The following is a 16845-nucleotide window of genomic DNA, read 5'->3' as shown; positions in this document are numbered from 1 at the left end:
TGAAATTATACATACTATGAAATTTTCTATGCCACGTTACTGGGGTCAATGCTTATGAAACCACATCCAATACGCGAAATTATTGAAGCCTGTGATAAAGCAATTTCTGAGCGAAATTTTGATGCTCTGATGAGTTATTACGCTGAGGATGCGGCGCTGGTCATCAAGCCAGGCATGGTTGCGAGAGGCAAAGATGATATAAGAAAAGCATTTGTCGCTATTGCCGATTATTTTAAAAACCAACTCATTGTTGAACAAGGAAATATGCAGGTCATTGAGGGCGGTGGAGACGCTTTAGTTATCATGGAAACCGTTCTTCATTACCCAGATGAGCAGGGGAGTATTGTCACCACCACGCGACGAGCGACCTACGTGTTCAGGAAAGAAACTGATGGGAACTGGCGTTGCACGATTGATAACTCCTATGGAACGACACTGCTTGACTGATTCTGTTGAGCAATGCAGGCGCGTTCAGAGAAGTTACCCTGACGCGCTTTACTCTGATTGAATTAACGTGGCGGCTCTAACACGTCCGCTACTATGATTGAATTTGAGGCCAGCGAGTAACCTCAATTCCTTTCATTTACCCGGTTTCACCACCGTCGTCGTCCAGTAGGGTAAATCCCAGGTGCCGCCGAGTTGGATCATGCGGCATGAGCCTGTAAGAGATGCACTGCTCCGCTGGAATGTTTTACCATCCCATGTCCAGGCTTCATAGCTCATGCAGTCCGCGAGTCCGCGTCCTTTCTGCACTGAGGTAATTTCACCGTTTTCGTAATCTGTGCCATCTGTCGTCACGAGCTGCGGCTGAGTCTGCATGGCGTTATCAGTGACCCAGTAGGCGTAGCCTTCGTTATAAGCCGCGCGCCAGCAAAGGGTGCTGAGCAGGGACATGCTGTCATTAAGTGGTGTGAGCTCAATGCGTTCGGCCTTTTGGTCATCTTGCGGTTGCAAGCTATCGCAGTCGGCATTGAGCGTTTTAAGCAGTTTTTTCTGGATAGCAGACTGTTCTGCGTCCGTCAGAGTCCGCGATGCCTCCTTCTTAGTGACTGCTGCGTAGATAACGGGGGCGGCTACAGCAGATAACACACTGCTTTTATTTCCTTTTTTGGTGATGGCATCCGTTGTACCGATGCGACCTTGTTTCTCATCCATCTTTAGCAGTACCGCGTAGGCACCGGCCCCAGACAGTTCGGAAACGACGCCATTGTGATGAAACGCCACTTTCCCGCTTCCTTTTAGAGCCTGTAATACGACAGGAATTTGCTTCTCATTTAGCTGCCAGAGGTTGTCTCCGGTTGAGATGAGTCGTCCTTTATCCACGCCGTCAATGGTTAGTGTGAGTGTGGTGCTTTTAGGAATTGCCTGGTATACCTCTGCGAGTATGACGTCGGCCGTTATTGGCGTATTTTGCCCGGCATGACGAGTGAGAAGCAGTGAGACACCGGGAATCTCCTCCTCTTCTCCCGTGTACTTCTCTTCTGGCGAGTAGCCGGCAGCCCGACACGTTAGCGTGTTATCGCAGACCACTTCCCAGTCTTTATGAAAGAAAGTGCTATCGGCGAAGGTTGTGGCAAATGCCAGAACAGGAATCCCCGTGATAAGTGCGGTTAGCATAGAGATACGGGAAGGGAGAGAAAAAGTCATTTTCCATCAAGTCCTTGATTATATTGTGGCTTGCTGCCGGCCTATTTTGGCTGCAACAAAGCCAGCCGCTTTTTTGACATATACCAGGATGTTAGCGTTAGACGGCGTGATATTGCGAATATTTCTTGTCCGACCACTCCTTTATTAAACGTGAATCGGGTATGATGCCGCTGCCGTTAACCGTTCATCGGCTGCTCAAAATCCCCTCAGTGTTATCAGCATGTTTATTCTGCTTTTTAACCTCACGCGTGATAACGGCCAGAAACAGTTTTCCACACAGTTGAAACGATCCCTATAAAAAAGTGTCATGATAGATGTAGCGCGATGAGAACGACTCTTTATGCGGTACGCTGTTAATCACTTAAAGACGAGTATCATGAAGATTAAGCAAACATTTACCAGGGCATTACTCCACCCGCGCTATTGGACGACTTGGTTCGGCCTTGGCGTGCTGTTTTTATTAGTTCAACTCCCTTACCCGCTGCTGATGAAACTCGGGAGCAGTGCGGGCCGTCTATCCCGCATCTTCCTGAAACGCCGGGTGTCGATTGCCAGACGCAATCTTGAATTGTGCTTCCCTACGATCTCCAACGATGAAAGAGAAGCAATGATCGACGGTAACTTCGCTTCGCTCGGGATGGCATTAGTCGAAACCGGTATGGCATGGTTCTGGTCCGATCGCCGCGTGCGCCAGTGGTTTGATGTTTCAGGGCTGGAACATTTACAGCACGCGACCGCAAAAGGTCAGGGCGTAATGGTGATTGGTATTCACTTTATGTCGCTGGAGCTGGGCGGTAGGGCGATGGGATTATGTCGACCGATGATGGCGATGTACCGTCCGCACAATAATAAAGCGATGGAAATGGTACAAACCTGGGGGCGTTCTCGTTCCAACAAAGCGATGATCGACCGTAAAGATCTGCGTGGCATGGTGCAAGCGCTAAAACGGGGTGAAGCGGTATGGTTCGCACCCGATCAGGACTACGGCCCTAAAGGCAGCGTTTTTGCCCCGTTCTTTGCGGTGAAAAATGCGGCAACCACTAACGGTACGTACACTATCAGCCGTCTCGCAAAACCGGCGATGATGACGACCGTGTTGATCCGCAAACCCAATGCCTTGGGTTATCAACTGGTGATTCAGCCTGAATTACAGGATTATCCTTATCACGATGAACAGGCTGCGGCGTGTTACATGAATCAGGTGATCGAGAAAGAAATCATGCGTGCGCCTGAACAGTACCTCTGGTTGCACCGTCGCTTTAAAACCCGTCCGGCAGGGGAAGTGTCTCTCTATGCCTGATGGCATAAAGCACGTGTGATATCGGATGGCGCTTCTGCGCCATCACGGTATGGTGAGTAGAATCCGTTATGCATCGTGTAAAACAAAAATGGCTACCGGATGGTAGCCATTTTATGGTGGTTAACGTACTTGAGTACGATTAACGGAAGATAGCGTGGGGGTTAACACCGCGATAGGTTTTGCCCAACGCTTTTAATATTTGATTGATTTTGCGGACAACGCGCATCTTTTTATCCCCACGATTCTTAAATAATTATTGGTTGAAAGTACCAAAGTTGATGTTGATGTTTTCAAACATAGCGATGATTTTGTTCAGCAGTTTCATGGTCATTTCCTCGTTGTTAGTTGATTTGTTTTCTGTGATGCTGTTCACGTTTTTAAGAATACTCGCACTGATACAGGTGGTCAACTTTTTTGTGATGCGAATCACAAAAAAATGAACGATCAGTTTGTGAGGAGTAAACCGCTGTTTTGATTTTTGTCTAAGAACCCTTTCTGCTTTTTCTTCATACTGACCCACTTTCAGCGAGTGGTCTGATTGAGCATTACCTGCACTGGCTGTGCGCTTCCTTATCGGAAAGATGAAGTGAGATAGGTAAATTGTCTCGATTAGCAGTTGAAATAAGCGCGGGTGAAGCGGGATAATCACGCGCTTCACATTGCCTGACACCGTCTTATCCAACTTGTCTTAGTTCAGCCTGTTTTTGATACAGCAGTGTCTTGATATAGCAACGTTTTCCAGCTTTGCATCCAGCGAGTTAATCGTTTGCGTGCGGGGCTATACCCTAAATAATTCGAGTTGCAGGACAAAACGTTAGCGTTTTGAACAACGCAAAGCGTTGGCCCGCTAGGGCGAGACCCATTGATGGGCCTCGTAACGCGGCAAGAGAGGGAATCCCGATGAGCTTACTTGAGTAAGTGATTCGGGTGACTGAACGCAGCCAACGCACGTGCAGCTTGAAGAATGACGGATATATACGGTTCATGATGCGCCAGCGATGCTGGTGCATTCGCGGAGCAAGGCCGCGGGAACCGTCAGAATCGATCTTAAATAATAATGGCATTTCAGGGGATACCACCATGTCAAACACCACCCGTCAGGCAGGCTCGCAAGGCTCGCTTGATGCTTTTTTCAAAATTACACAGCGCGGCAGCAACGTGCGTCAGGAAGTGTTAGCTGGCCTGACGACGTTCCTGGCGATGGTTTACTCCGTGATTGTGGTGCCAAGTATGCTGGGCAAGGCCGGCTTCCCACCGGCGGCCGTGTTCGTTGCAACCTGTCTGGTTGCCGGGCTGGGGTCGCTGCTGATGGGGTTGTGGGCTAATCTGCCAATGGCGATTGGTTGCGCGATTTCGCTGACGGCGTTCACCGCGTTCAGTCTGGTGCTGGGGCAACAAATCAGCATTCCTGTGGCGCTGGGTGCGATCTTCCTGATGGGGGTGCTGTTCACCATCATTTCCGTCACGGGCATCCGCTCCTGGATCTTGCGTAACTTGCCGATGGGCGTGGCGCATGGCACAGGGATTGGTATCGGTCTGTTCCTGCTGATTATTGCCGCTAATGGTGTCGGTCTGGTGGTAAAAAACCCGATTGACGGCCTGCCGGTCGCGCTGGGTGATTTCACTTCTTTCCCTGTCATTATGTCCCTGCTGGGGCTGGCGGCGACTATCGGTTTAGAGAAACGTCGCGTACCGGGCGGTATTCTGCTGGTTATCATCGCAATCTCTATTCTGGGGCTGATTTTTGACCCGAATGTAAAATACGCGGGCTTCTTTGCGTTGCCGAGCCTGACGGCGGCTGACGGTTCGTCGCTGATCTTCAGTCTGGATATCATGGGCGCATTGCAGCCGATGGTTCTGCCGAGCGTGCTGGCGCTGGTGATGACTGCCGTGTTCGATGCCACGGGGACGATCCGCGCGGTAGCCGGACAGGCGAACCTGCTGGATAAAGACGGGCAAATCATCAACGGTGGTAAAGCCTTGACCGCAGACTCCGTGAGCAGCATTTTCTCCAGTCTGGTCGGGACGTCTCCGGCAGCGGTTTACATCGAATCCGCAGCGGGTACGGCAGCCGGTGGTAAAACGGGCTTAACGGCAACCGTTGTTGGTGTACTGTTCCTGCTGCTGCTGTTTGTGTCTCCGTTAGCGTATCTGGTGCCTGGCTATGCCACCGCACCCGCACTGATGTACGTTGGCTTGCTGATGTTGGGCAACGTCTCCAAATTGAACTTTGATGACTTCGTCGATGCCATGTCCGGTTTGGTATGTGCCGTATTCATCGTGCTGACCTGTAACATCGTGACCGGTATCATGCTGGGCTTTGGCGCGCTGGTATTAGGCCGCATCTTCTCCGGCGAATGGCGTAAATTGAACATCGGTACCGTGGTTATCGCGGTGGCACTGGTGGTGTTCTACGCTGGCGGCTGGGCGCTGTAATCCCTTCCAACAGACCTTCTGGCGCCGTCCAGAAGGTCTGTTATTCCTCGTCTTTCCTTCTTCTTTCCCTTCCTTAGCATTTCTCACGCCAAACGCGATTTTATGTGCCCTTTTATTGGCTTTGGGTTGATGTAACTTGTGTGATAATCAGAGAAGTAATTACTTTTCTTCTTCACCCAGAAATCCATTTTCATACCGAGCTAAATGCGTTAAATATGGAAGAGCAGTTTGCTCGCTAACAGGCAGAATTTTTTGATTTAGGAGTACGTCTAAGGAAAGCATGGAAATATTTTTTACGATTCTTATTTTGACCCTGGTTGTATCCCTGTCTGGGGTCGTTACCCGCATTTTACCTTTTCAAATCCCTCTGCCTTTAATGCAAATCGCGCTTGGTGCCATCCTTGCCTGGCCCCAGTTCGGTTTGCACGTTGATTTCAATCCCGAGCTGTTTATGGTGCTCTTCATTCCGCCGCTGCTGTTTGCCGACGGCTGGAAAACGCCGACGCGTGAGTTCCTGAAACACGGCCGGGAAATTATTGGTCTGGCGCTGGTTCTGGTGCTGATTACCGTGGTGGGCATCGGCTATTTCATCTACTGGATGGTGCCAGGCATGCCGCTGATTGCGGCCTTCGCGCTGGCCGCCGTGCTATCTCCGACGGATGCCGTCGCGCTGTCTGGCATCGTCGGTGAAGATCGTATTCCGAAAAAGCTGATGGGCATTTTGCAGGGCGAAGCGTTGATGAACGATGCGTCCGGTCTGGTGTCGCTGAAATTTGCTGTCGCGATTGCGATGGGCACGATGGTGTTTACGGTTTCCGGTGCGACGCTGGAATTCATGCAGGTTGCGCTGGGAGGGCTGCTGGCGGGCGTCGGCGTGACCTGGCTATTCGGTAAATCGCTGCGCGCTATCAGCCGCTGGAGTGGTGATGATGCTGCAACGCAGATCGTACTGCTGCTGCTGCTACCTTTCGCGTCGTATCTGATTGCCGAACACATCGGCGTGTCGGGCATTTTGGCTGCGGTGGCGGCGGGGATGACCATCGGGCAGTCGGGCGTGATTCGTAGCGCGCCACTGACGATGCGGCTTCGTGCGAACGGCGTGTGGTCGATGCTGGAGTTCGTGTTTAACGGCATGGTGTTCATCATGTTGGGCCTGCAATTGCCGGACATTCTGGAAACCTCGGTGACGCAGGCAGAGCTGGATCCAACGGTTGAAACCTGGATGCTGTTTACCGATATCGTGATTATCTATGGTGCTCTGCTGCTGCTGCGTTTCTGCTGGCTGTGGGTGATGAAAACATACAGCACGCACATCCAGAAAAAGCGCCCGATGATCTTTGCCGAATTTTCCACGCGCGAGCTGTGGATCGCGTCCTTTGCTGGCGTGCGCGGGGCGATTACGCTGGCGGGTGTGCTATCCATTCCGCTGCTGCTGACGGACGGCACCGCGTTCCCATCACGCTATCAACTGGTGTTTATCGCTACGGGCGTTATTTTGTTTTCTCTGCTGTGTGGCGTGCTGGCGTTGCCGTTTCTGCTGCGTGGTGTGGTGGTGGCGGACAAGGCCGCACATGCCAAAGAAATCCGTATGGCGCGTATGGCGGTGGCAGAAGTGGCGATCAAAAGTATGCATAAAATGGAGGAACGTCTGGCTGCCGATCGAGAGGAAAACATTGATGAGCAGGTGCTGAAAGAAGTCAGCGCGCGCGTCATTGGCAATCTGCGTCGACGGCTCATTGATAAAGACGATCCTGAAAATGGCCTGCTGATTGAGAATTTGGAGCGGCGTTTTCGTCTGACTGCGCTAAATTCCGAACGTGCGGAGCTGTATCACCTGCGTGCCACGCAGCAAATCAGCAATGAGACATTACAAAAAATGCTGCGTGACCTCGACCTGATGGAAGCGCTTCTGATCGAAAATGAGTAAGGCGCGGTGAGGTGATCCTCGTTACCGCGTTGATTTCTTTCTCTTCTCTTTCCTTCCTCTGCATCCCCATGGCGTAAGCGATGGGGATGTTTTTTATGCGTCCAGTCTAAGAACGACGTCAGGCGATTGTAAACTGCTTGTCACTAAATGATAATGATTGTTATTATCCGTAGGACTTTTCTCATAAGTGAAAAGTAGAGAAGTAAAAAACAGAAAGTAAAAAAACCAGAAGCAAAAAACGGCCCGCACGGTATCAACATCGTGTGGGGTGAATGGCTGTTTGAAGGACCAGATAAAATAAACGGACATTAACCCTAAATTAATTAGGTAATAAGCCACGTTTATAGGGGAACATTATGCGTGTATTAGTGGTTGATGATGATTCTGTGCTGTGCCATTGGCTGGGGTCTAAATTACATTCCCACGGCCATTCTTGCCGAATGGTGCATGATGGTGCGCACGCATTAAAAGCGATCAAGGATGAAGTTTATGATGTCGTTCTGTTAGACAGAATGTTACCCATCATGGATGGATTTACGGTATTACGTGAATTACAAGGCTCACGTCATCCGCCTATTATGCTGCTCTCGGCGCTGGATCGTGATGTCGATCGGGTGATGGGCTTAGAGCTTGGTGCGGAAGATTATCTCGGCAAGCCTTTTAATTTTAATGAGCTTAGATTACGTCTGGATATTATGGCGCGGCGCGGTAAACGCCATGTCGATAATCCTTCCATGCTGACTTTTGAAGACCTGCAGCTTGACCGTATGCAGCGCGTTGCATGGCGCGGCGGCAAGCGCATCGACTTGACCGATAAAGAGATCAAGCTGCTGATTATATTAATGGAAAATCCGGGTCAGGCGATTACGCGTACGATGCTGTTAGAGCGCGTTTGGGGCTACAATTTTGATCCGCAGACCAATCTGATCGACGTTCATATGTCAAAACTGCGGGCAAAAATTGATAAAGGCTTCCCGCGTCCATTAATTAAAACGCTAAGAGCGATGGGCTACGCATTAGGCGCGGTAGATAAGGACAAAACCGATGTTGGCAGCCACGCGGAATAAAATAAAAATAAAGAAGCTCGGGCAGCGCTGGCAGGTAAAAATAAAACACTGGCAATTACTGGGGGCAAGCCAATATCCCGGCTTTTTATGCACCTCTAATTTTCGCCAGGCAATAACCATTGTTTTTCTGTTCTTATTGATGATGCTGATGTGTATTGTCGGCTTCAGTTCATTAAGTGAAACGCTGATTAGAACGCATGTCCGCGAAGTTATTCTGGGTAATATTTACGATTACTCGATGCAGTCGCGTTTAACGAATGCCGATAGCCTGATCACGCAATTACGGCAAGATAATCGAGCGAAAGGGGATGAATTACCGCTGTTTCTGGTAATGGATAAACACGGTGATATTCTGTATAACAATCATCCATTAAGAGCGCATCCACTCCCTCCCCATTCTGCAAACTCACACCCTCTGGAAATGCGGCAGCATACCGATTGCCAGATGGATGTCAGCTGTCTTAAAGCCGAAATTTCCAGCCCTGACGACCCCAATCTGATCGGTCTGTCCGTGATGTTGGACGACGGGGGCGTACTGTTCACCGCTTACAACATTCGGCCCATGTTAGAACGGGTGAGGACCATCCCGCTCGTGGCGGGGGCGGGACTGTTTGTCGTGCTGCTTTTCTGCCTGTTTGTCAGCCGCCATTTCAGCTTACGCAGCTTGCGCAGCGTGGAGAAAATCCGTGCGGCGCTGCATCGCTACAGCAGCGGTGAGCAACAGGTGCGTATGCCGCTGTCGCCTTATGACGATGATTTTGACAGCCTGAGTGCCGATATTAACCAGAATCTGGAACGCATTGAGCGCCTGATGGAACAGGTGCGCAGCACCTCCAGCCATGTCGCGCATGAACTGCGTACGCCGCTGACGCATCTGCAAAATCGCCTGTTCAATCTGACGGAGCGGGCAGGGCTGGATAACGACATTCGTGATGAACTGAATCTGGCGGTGGACGAGGTGCATAAAATCCTCGGGCTATTCCGTACCGTGATGCGCATCGGTGAAATCGAAAGCGGGCGCTGTGTGCACCAGTTTGAGAATATTGAAGCGCGTCAGTTGCTGGAAGAAATTGCCGAATATTATCAGCCGCTGGCAGAAGAGCGCGGCTGTCGTCTGAAAATTGAAATCAAAGCCGGCATTCAGCTCTTTGGCGACCGTGCACTGCTGTTTCAGGCGCTGGCCAATCTGGTAGAAAACGCGCTGAAATACGCGGCGCAGGGTAAATACATTACGTTGAGCGTGACGCTGTATCGTGGCTGGATCGCCCTGAGCGTCGCTGACCGCGGTCCGGGTATTCCGCCCGCGCTGCATGCCAAAGCGCTACAACGCTTTCAGCGGCTGGATACCTGGTTTCAGTCTGGCTATGGGCTGGGATTATCTCTGGTTCAGGCGATTACCGACCTGCACGGTGGCAAGCTCTATCTGGACTCCTCGGAGCCGGGTCTGAACGTTTATCTGTGCCTTAATCGCTGCTAATCCTCTTTTTTTCTCGATGAATACGACGCGTGGTGAGTGGGTTTTCCCTGCTTACCACGGCTATTTTCTCGTGATCGTTTATGAATATCCCTGCAAAAAGCATGAATATTTATTAATTTTTCCTGCAATGTAAAGTGTGTTAATTATTGATTTATATTGATAATTTTTTGCATGGAAAGATTAACGAATATTAATGTTCTACTGCTTGCGGCGTTTGATAATAAGTCTCATTATTAATCTTATTATCATCATGGCTCCCCCCGAATTTCCGAGTAGGCCATGATTTCTTTGCCTGCGGATTAGAGAGTCTTCCCATGAAAAACATGAAAGCAAAATTGCGTTCTTTCCTGCGTGACGAGAGCGGTGTAACGGCAATCGAATACGGCATTCTTGCGGCGGCAATGGCGGCAGCTATCGGCGCTATTTTTGGCGGCGACGGTATCTTCGTGAAAGCGCTGAATGAGAAATTCAGCCAAATCGCCGATCAAATTACCGGTACGGGCACCAGCGGCGGTACATCCGGCGCCGCGAAATAAGCGCGAGATGGCGGATTACACGCACTGGCCACAGACGGTACTGCTGATGGGGTGCCTGCTGTGGTGTATCTGTACCGACCTGTTAGTACGCAAAATTACCAATCAGGCGGTACTGATTTTATTGCTGGGCTGGCTGTTTTTCAGCGCTTCACATGTCCTGCAATCCGGTGCGTTAGATATGTTGGCACTACGGAAAACGCTCTGGGCGCTGCCAGGTGCGGCGGCAGTACTGGTTGTGGGATTTATGCTTTTCCTCACCGGCAGATTAGGCGCCGGGGATGTCAAGCTGATGAGTGTGCTGTGCCTGTGGGTTGGGCAAGGACACCAGATCGTTTTCGTCATGGTGACGGCGCTGGCTGGCGGTGTACTGGCGCTTAGCCTGCCGCTGCTGAATACCGTACCCACAGCGGTGGCGATGGGCATTCAAACCACCAACCGGATATTCAAGAGTCGGTTGCCTATGCCACCCGCGTTGCCCGCCGATCTTTCTCAAGGCATACCTTACGGCGTCGCCATTGCGTTCGGCGCGATGTATGTCCTGATTTTTCCCTTGTTTTAATTCTGTCGCAGCTTTAAGACACACACGCTAGGGTAGGCAAGTTGAAATGAAAGTGAACTCTACATACGTACTGTCAGGTGCGCTCGTTCTGGCAGGCATTGTTGCGCTGGTGGTGCGTAGCCATCTCTCTTCGGAACCCCCTCCGCCACCTCCTGTCGTGGTGAAAGCGCCGGAAAAAACGGCTGTTCTGGTGGCTGCGAAAGATCTTCATCCCGGTGATTTCATTGAGCCTGCCTCACTGCGCTGGCAGGAGACAGATCAATCGGTTTCCCGATCATTTAACTTTGTTCGTGGCAAAGACAGCCAGTCCCTGCTGGTGGGCGCGACCCTGCGTGAAACGGTGAAGGAAGGTGCGCTGCTGACCAGTAATGTATTGGTTAAGCCGAATGAACCGGGCTTTGTTGCCGCCGTGCTGCATAAAGGGATGCGTGCTATCTCCGTTCCCACTAGCGCGATTGCGAGCAATGCTGGGCTAGTCTCAGCAGGCGATCGTGTCGATGTGATCCTCAGTATGAGGCGAGACGATCAGTCAGAGTTACCCGCAAGCCGTAACCAACCTGTCGTGATGCCGCTGCTGGCGTCACAAACCATTGTTCGTGATTTACGCGTATTGGCGCTGAATGACAGAACCGGTACGCCGGTATATCCACGTTTGGATGCGATGGAAGATGGCACGACGCTTGATGCCGCAGCCAAGAGTCGTGAGTCAGCCGTGCGTTCTCGTCCTGCCACCTATCAAACCGTTACGCTGGAAGTGACGCCGCAGCAGGCTGAAGCGCTGGCGGTTGCCAAAGAGCTGGGCATTCTGCATTTGGCGCTGCGCAGTGCCGATCTTGATGATGTAGTCGATCCTGCAACAGGGCGACCTCATGTGACCACGGTTCCGCGTGCGACCGATATCTACGGGGTGCTATCAGCAGGATCCGGTGAACGCAAAGTGAAAATCTATCGCGCTGAGCAAAAAGACGTGGTGACGTTCCCCTCCCGATAAGACGAGTACGCAATCTGACAGCCTGCGGGGAGCCGCGAGTTGCTCATGGAAAAATGAAGCCCATTACGGAAATTAAGTAAATGACGATGTTTTCGCTGTTTTTGAAATCGGACTTTCGGGGTACGTGCAAACGATTGCTGGCCGCTGGCCTGTTTAATGCGGTATTGCCTGTCACGCTGACGACGATGATGTTGCCTGCGACTACGCTGGCTGCTGGGGTATCGGTAGCGCCAGTCACCGATGAGGTGCGACTGACCGTGAATCAGGGACGGTTGCTGCACCTTGATGCGCTGCCGGACAGCGTGCTGGTGGCCGATCCGAATATTGCCAGTTTCGAACTGCCTTCACCGGGTAACCTGTTTGTCTACGCCAAAAGTGTCGGTACCACCACGCTCTACGCGATGGATGAAAATGGCAATGTGATCAACGCCATTCGTCTGGTATCCGAGCATGATTTGAAAGCGCTGGGTGAACGCATGAAGCGTGAATTCCCCGGCGCGGATATCCAACTGGAAGCCTCGATTCCCAGCGGTGTGATTGTGCGCGGTAGCGTTGATACCCCACAGGATGCTAAACGTGTGATCGACAGCATACAGGCTTATATCAGCGCGTCCTCCGGCGGTGGCGGGCAGGGCGGTGGTGGCGGTGGCGAAAGACTGCCAGGCTCCAGCGAATCCTCCGGCAAAGTGATCAACCAGCTCAAAATCAAAACGCCTTCGCAAATCAATATTCAGGTGCGCGTGGTGGAAGTGTCCCGCAAGTTAACCAGCGAACTGGGCTTCAACTGGGCGGCATCACTGAGCACCGGTAGCGGCAACATGACCGCAGGCAGCGGATCGCGTCTTAATCTGTTCAACGCCACGACCGGGAGATTTGCTAACCCAACGGATACTGGCTTCCTGAACTTCGGCCGTTCCAGACTGAGCGGATTGTTAACCGCGATGAACCAGCAGGGCATGGCGACCGTGTTGGCTGAACCTAACCTGACGGCAATGTCAGGGGAAACCGCTGCGTTTGCTGCGGGTGGTGAAGTGCCAATCGTCCTGATCACCAATAACAGCGTCAGCATCGATTACAAATCCTACGGTGTGATTCTGCGCATGACGCCAACGCTGCTGTCTGCTAACCGTATCAGCCTGCATATTGCGCCGGAAGTCAGCGAACTTACTGAAGTGGGCTCCGTGCAGTTAGAAGGCGGTTCGCGTATTCCAGCCTTAACCGTGCGCCGTGCGGATACCACGGTAGAACTGGCCAGCGGACAGAGCTTTGCACTGGCAGGCATGCTGCGTAGCGCCGGTAGCCAGACGATCAACGGCGTGCCGGGATTAAGCAGCGTGCCGATGTTTGGCCGCCTGTTTGAAAGTGAAGCCACCAGTCAGGAAGAAACGGAATTGGTGATTATCGCGACCGCCTATGTCGTTGAGCCGGTTAACGCGGGCGATCTTCAGACTCCGGGACAAGGCGTAAAAATGCTGGATTCGTCCATGCCGCGCTCTGCATCTATCGGCTATCTCTACTGAGTCCGCGAGGGGCAATAAAACATGAAAACGATCAACAACAGTTACCCCCTGCTTCGCCCGCTGCACATGCGTGTGGCGGTGCTGACCGCCGTTGTTTTGCTGGCGGGATGCGGATGGAATAAGCCGATTAACGACGTACGTATGCAGCGCTTTGACCAGCCAGGGCTTCAACCGATTGCCGTCCAGCCTTCATCGGTATCAGTGCCGTTACTGGTTGCACCGAACGGGCGCGGGTTCCTGCCTGAATCCCTGAGACAGCTCAATATCATGCTGAAGGATCAAGGGCGGCTCTCCGCACAGACGCTGACGCTTATCCCGCACAGCACAAGCGGTGAGCAGATGGCAGGGCGACTGGCTACCGTGCTGAAAAATGCCGGTGCTAATCCACAGAATGTGAAGCAGATGCGCCGCTCTACGGCGAGTGGGCAGAATGGCGATCTGGAAGTGATCTCCGAGGCGCTGGTGGTCAAAACCACCCGCTGCACGATCAATGACCCCAATCAACTGATGGTGAAGCCCTATGAGGCAATTGGTTCTCTCGGCTGCGCCACGCAAAACAATCTGGCGATGATGGTCGCCGAACCACGCGATCTGATTCAGGCGAAAGCGCTGGATCGTGCGGATGGCGTGACGGCGGTCAATAGCATCGAACGCTATCACAAAGATGAAGTGAAAGAGCTCATCGACATTAACTTTGAAGAAGATTAAGGGCGTGACATTCCATGAGTGAAATTACCCCTAACGATGGTGAAGAACTGGCGCTGCCGCTGGTGGCGTTCGCCAATGACGTACGCGATGTGGCCGATATCGGCGATCTCTTTACCCGCCTGAAACAGCCGGATGTACCGGTCATGTCCGGCGGTATCGCTGCGGCTCGCCAATGGTGTGAACTGAATGTCCCGCCGCGCATTTTACTGGTGGATCTTGAAGGGGCGCACTGGCCGCTTCCGGCACTCGAAGAGCTGCTGAGCGTCTGCGGCCCCACCAGCCAGGTGATCGCGACGGGCAAAGAACAGGATGTCGGCTTGTACCGTGCACTGCTTCAGGCTGGCGTGGTGGATTATCTGGTGAAACCGTTCACGCTGGATCTGCTGGCGGCAACGCTGGCGAAGTGTGAAGGCCAACAGGCCGGACCGGAATATGCCCGCATGGGCAGGACGATTGCGGTCGTCGGCGCTAGCGGCGGAAGTGGTGCCAGTACCGTGGCGATGGGGCTGAGCCGCCTGCTGTCTGGCGAGCGTCATTTGCCTGTGGCACTGGTGGACTTTGACCGTCGTAACGGCGACCAACTGCTGTTGCAGGGGCAAACCGACGACGCGGGTCTGGCGGCAGTGTTGGGAACGCAGGAACTGGATACCCGACTGCTGCAACGCGCCATGCTGCGCGTGGATACCCGTCTTCATCTGTTGGCACAGAAGCCGGAGCTGGGCGAATTGGCTCCGGTTGACGTCGATAACGTGCTGAATCTCGGCGGTGCGCTGTGCCGCATGTTCAATCAGGTGATTTGGGATCTGCCCAGCAGCTACCCGACCGGTGCGCTCGACGTACTGACCTACGCGGATCTGCGCATCATCGTGACGGAATTGACGCTTCAGGATGCGCGTAATGTACGGCGCGTGCTGAATGAGATCGGTGACGAAAGCGAAGGACAGCGTCTGTTGCTGGTGCATAACCAGAGCCGTTTTGCTATGACCGCGCCGTTAAGCCGCGATCAGTTCGAACAATTTACCGGCCGGAAGATTGATGTCGTGCTGCCGAATGCGGGCCACGCGTTATCGCAGAGCCTGACGCTCGGCGCACTGAATCTGGCTGCGGCACCCGCTTTCCAGCAGGGATTACGCCAACTGGTCGATCTAGCCTGCGGTGTACGTGCCAGACCGGCGGAAAAACGCTGGTTCTCGCGTTGGTTAAAACGCGCCTGATGATGTTCAGCGTTTACCGTTTTTCAAAGGGCTAACGGACTATTTTAGGGTTACGGACATGTTGATTCGTAAGAACAACCTGCAAAAAAGTGAAGCAGGAAAAAGCACGCCTCAGCCTGCGCCTGCTGCCAATGTGGCAGAACTGAAAACGCGCCCGGCTGCGGAGAACCGCACACAGCCTGCGGCGAACACGTCTTCTGGATCTGCACCGGCTGCCCGCCAGACGGACAACCGAAACAGCCAGCGTCGGATTATCCGCGCACAGCTCTACGATCAGATCGACGCGGGTAAAGCGGCGATGATGGGGCGTGACAAGCTGTTGGTACAGATCGAAACGGTGATCCGCCGCATCTGTGATGAGCAGCGCTTGCAGCTTTCTCGTCAGGAAGAGGAAGCGATCGCCACCGAAATGCTGGATGAGATGACCGGGATCGGGCCGATCCAGCCGCTGCTGTCGGATGACACGGTCAACGATATTCTGGTCAACGGTGCCGGTCAGGTATTTGTCGAGCGTTTTGGCAAGCTGGAACTGTCGCCGATTACCTTTATCGATGAAGAACATGTGTTTAACACCGCGCAGCGTATTGCCGCCGCAGTGGGTCGTCGTATCGACGAAGCCAGCCCGATGGTGGATGCGCGTCTGCCGGACGGTAGCCGCGTCAACGTCATCACCTATCCGCTGGCGATCGACGGCACCACGATCTCGATCCGTAAATTTATGCGTCGCAACCTGTCACTGGAAATGCTGGCGGAGCGCCGCTGCATGTCCTACGCGATGGCGGATGTCCTGAACAAAGCGATGCAGGCGCGCGTTAACGTGATCGTCTCCGGCGGAACGGGCGCGGGGAAAACCACCTTACTGAATGCGCTGTCGCAGAAGATCGGCAGTACCGATCGCATCATCACCATCGAAGATGCCGCCGAGCTGCAATTGCAGCAGGAGCACGTGGTGAGGCTGGAAACTCGTCCTGTCAGCGCTGAAGGCACGGGCCGCGTCGATCAGCGCGATCTGATGCGTAACGCCCTGCGTATGCGCCCTGACCGCATCATTCTGGGTGAGGTGCGCGGTGGTGAGAGCTTTGACATGTTGCAGGCGATGAACACCGGGCACGACGGTTCGCTGTGTACGGTGCACGCCAATACCTCGCGCGATGCGATACAGCGTCTGGAAAACATGGTGATGATGGCGAACATGCAGCTGCCGCTGATGGCGATCCGCCGTCAGATCGCCAGCGCGGTTCACCTGATCGTGCAGATCGAACGTATGCGCGACGGCATGCGCCGCGTGGTATCCATCACCGAAGTGTGTGGCATGGAGAACGAAGTAATCCAGCTTCAGGATCTGTTCAGCTTCAATATTCAGGGGATGGATGGACAGGGTCTGTTGACCGGTGAATATGTTCAGCACATTCAGCGCCCGCAGTTCTACAGCGATAAAGCGCATTTGTTTGATGCGCAATGAC

At 52.9% G+C, this 16845-nt stretch carries 15 protein-coding genes; 13 read left to right on the top strand and 2 right to left on the bottom strand.

What is annotated here, in order from left to right; genetic code table 11:
• The first annotated feature begins 54 nt into the window (after positions 1 to 54).
• Positions 55 to 447: a YybH family protein gene (locus NXT09_RS13675; protein WP_268580026.1), complete on the top strand. Its 393-nt coding sequence runs from the start codon at positions 55 to 57 to the stop codon at positions 445 to 447.
• A gap of 132 nt (positions 448 to 579) precedes the next feature.
• Here the strand turns inward: NXT09_RS13675 and NXT09_RS13670 are convergent, their stop codons facing one another.
• Positions 580 to 1647 (bottom strand): DUF1176 domain-containing protein, encoded by a 1068-nt coding sequence (locus tag NXT09_RS13670; RefSeq protein WP_268580025.1) that lies wholly within the window; start codon positions 1645 to 1647, stop codon positions 580 to 582.
• A gap of 376 nt (positions 1648 to 2023) precedes the next feature.
• On the opposite strand from NXT09_RS13670, the gene lpxP reads away from it, so the two are divergent.
• Positions 2024 to 2947, top strand: a complete 924-nt coding sequence (gene lpxP, locus NXT09_RS13665) for a kdo(2)-lipid IV(A) palmitoleoyltransferase (protein WP_205553472.1) — start codon at positions 2024 to 2026, stop codon at positions 2945 to 2947.
• 253 nt (positions 2948 to 3200) lie between these two features.
• On the opposite strand, the gene NXT09_RS13660 is transcribed toward lpxP, so the two are convergent.
• The gene (locus NXT09_RS13660; RefSeq protein ID WP_268580024.1) at positions 3201 to 3617 is read right to left on the bottom strand and encodes a hypothetical protein; all 417 of its coding nucleotides are present in this window, start codon (positions 3615 to 3617) and stop codon (positions 3201 to 3203) included.
• Between the two features lie 410 nt (positions 3618 to 4027).
• On the opposite strand from NXT09_RS13660, the gene NXT09_RS13655 reads away from it, so the two are divergent.
• The 11 genes from NXT09_RS13655 to NXT09_RS13605 all read left to right on the top strand — a co-directional run bounded on the left by NXT09_RS13655 (position 4028) and on the right by NXT09_RS13605 (position 16844).
• Positions 4028 to 5383 carry an NCS2 family permease gene (locus NXT09_RS13655; protein ID WP_014914197.1) on the top strand — a complete coding sequence of 452 codons (1356 nt, stop codon included), beginning with the start codon at positions 4028 to 4030 and terminating at the stop codon, positions 5381 to 5383.
• A gap of 280 nt (positions 5384 to 5663) precedes the next feature.
• A complete protein-coding gene (locus NXT09_RS13650; RefSeq protein ID WP_205553468.1) occupies positions 5664 to 7310 on the top strand; it encodes a Na+/H+ antiporter in 1647 nt (548 codons plus the stop codon).
• A gap of 356 nt (positions 7311 to 7666) precedes the next feature.
• The gene (locus NXT09_RS13645) at positions 7667 to 8377 is read left to right on the top strand and encodes a response regulator transcription factor (RefSeq protein ID WP_010285248.1); all 711 of its coding nucleotides are present in this window, start codon (positions 7667 to 7669) and stop codon (positions 8375 to 8377) included.
• Complete coding sequence (locus NXT09_RS13640) at positions 8355 to 9854, top strand: sensor histidine kinase (RefSeq protein WP_268580023.1); 1500 nt, start codon at positions 8355 to 8357, stop codon at positions 9852 to 9854. Before NXT09_RS13645 ends, NXT09_RS13640 begins: the two co-directional genes overlap by 23 nt.
• 314 nt (positions 9855 to 10168) lie before the next feature.
• On the top strand, positions 10169 to 10390 hold the full coding sequence (locus NXT09_RS13635) for a Flp family type IVb pilin (RefSeq protein ID WP_010285252.1): 222 nt from the start codon (positions 10169 to 10171) through the stop codon (positions 10388 to 10390).
• 7 nt (positions 10391 to 10397) lie between these two features.
• A complete protein-coding gene (locus tag NXT09_RS13630; RefSeq protein ID WP_268580022.1) occupies positions 10398 to 10949 on the top strand; it encodes an A24 family peptidase in 552 nt (183 codons plus the stop codon).
• 46 nt (positions 10950 to 10995) lie between these two features.
• Positions 10996 to 11940 carry a Flp pilus assembly protein CpaB gene (gene cpaB / locus NXT09_RS13625; protein WP_268580021.1) on the top strand — a complete coding sequence of 315 codons (945 nt, stop codon included), beginning with the start codon at positions 10996 to 10998 and terminating at the stop codon, positions 11938 to 11940.
• An 80-nt stretch (positions 11941 to 12020) separates the two neighbouring features.
• On the top strand, positions 12021 to 13460 hold the full coding sequence (locus tag NXT09_RS13620; protein ID WP_268580020.1) for a type II and III secretion system protein family protein: 1440 nt from the start codon (positions 12021 to 12023) through the stop codon (positions 13458 to 13460).
• A 21-nt stretch (positions 13461 to 13481) separates the two neighbouring features.
• Positions 13482 to 14168, top strand: coding sequence for a CpaD family pilus assembly protein (locus tag NXT09_RS13615; RefSeq protein WP_205553450.1), 687 nt, complete (start codon positions 13482 to 13484; stop codon positions 14166 to 14168).
• A gap of 14 nt (positions 14169 to 14182) precedes the next feature.
• Positions 14183 to 15382: a CpaE/TadZ family protein gene (locus NXT09_RS13610; protein ID WP_268580019.1), complete on the top strand. Its 1200-nt coding sequence runs from the start codon at positions 14183 to 14185 to the stop codon at positions 15380 to 15382.
• 58 nt (positions 15383 to 15440) lie between these two features.
• Positions 15441 to 16844, top strand: a complete 1404-nt coding sequence (locus NXT09_RS13605) for a TadA family conjugal transfer-associated ATPase (protein ID WP_039496969.1) — start codon at positions 15441 to 15443, stop codon at positions 16842 to 16844.
• The last annotated feature ends 1 nt before the right edge of the window (position 16845 follow it).

The sequence above is a fragment of the Pectobacterium jejuense genome, from assembly GCF_026800125.1.
GTDB lineage: Bacteria > Pseudomonadota > Gammaproteobacteria > Enterobacterales > Enterobacteriaceae > Pectobacterium > Pectobacterium jejuense.
The sequence above is the reverse complement of the archived record's forward strand: the minus strand, read 5'-3'. Positions and strand labels throughout refer to the sequence as shown.

What these genes read in the sequence shown, in the direction of transcription:
- NXT09_RS13635 (WP_010285252.1), top strand. Translation starts at nt 10,169, where the DNA reads ATGAAAAACATGAAAGCAAAATTGCGTTCTTTCCTGCGTGACGAGAGC.
- NXT09_RS13650 (WP_205553468.1), top strand. Translation starts at nt 5,664, where the DNA reads ATGGAAATATTTTTTACGATTCTTATTTTGACCCTGGTTGTATCCCTG.
- NXT09_RS13640 (WP_268580023.1), top strand. Translation starts at nt 8,355, where the DNA reads ATGTTGGCAGCCACGCGGAATAAAATAAAAATAAAGAAGCTCGGGCAG.
- NXT09_RS13610 (WP_268580019.1), top strand. Translation starts at nt 14,183, where the DNA reads ATGAGTGAAATTACCCCTAACGATGGTGAAGAACTGGCGCTGCCGCTG.
- NXT09_RS13615 (WP_205553450.1), top strand. Translation starts at nt 13,482, where the DNA reads ATGAAAACGATCAACAACAGTTACCCCCTGCTTCGCCCGCTGCACATG.
- NXT09_RS13655 (WP_014914197.1), top strand. Translation starts at nt 4,028, where the DNA reads ATGTCAAACACCACCCGTCAGGCAGGCTCGCAAGGCTCGCTTGATGCT.
- NXT09_RS13605 (WP_039496969.1), top strand. Translation starts at nt 15,441, where the DNA reads ATGTTGATTCGTAAGAACAACCTGCAAAAAAGTGAAGCAGGAAAAAGC.
- NXT09_RS13620 (WP_268580020.1), top strand. Translation starts at nt 12,021, where the DNA reads ATGACGATGTTTTCGCTGTTTTTGAAATCGGACTTTCGGGGTACGTGC.
- lpxP (WP_205553472.1), top strand. Translation starts at nt 2,024, where the DNA reads ATGAAGATTAAGCAAACATTTACCAGGGCATTACTCCACCCGCGCTAT.
- NXT09_RS13670 (WP_268580025.1), bottom strand. Translation starts at nt 1,647, where the DNA reads ATGACTTTTTCTCTCCCTTCCCGTATCTCTATGCTAACCGCACTTATC.
- NXT09_RS13630 (WP_268580022.1), top strand. Translation starts at nt 10,398, where the DNA reads ATGGCGGATTACACGCACTGGCCACAGACGGTACTGCTGATGGGGTGC.
- NXT09_RS13675 (WP_268580026.1), top strand. Translation starts at nt 55, where the DNA reads ATGAAACCACATCCAATACGCGAAATTATTGAAGCCTGTGATAAAGCA.
- NXT09_RS13645 (WP_010285248.1), top strand. Translation starts at nt 7,667, where the DNA reads ATGCGTGTATTAGTGGTTGATGATGATTCTGTGCTGTGCCATTGGCTG.
- cpaB (WP_268580021.1), top strand. Translation starts at nt 10,996, where the DNA reads ATGAAAGTGAACTCTACATACGTACTGTCAGGTGCGCTCGTTCTGGCA.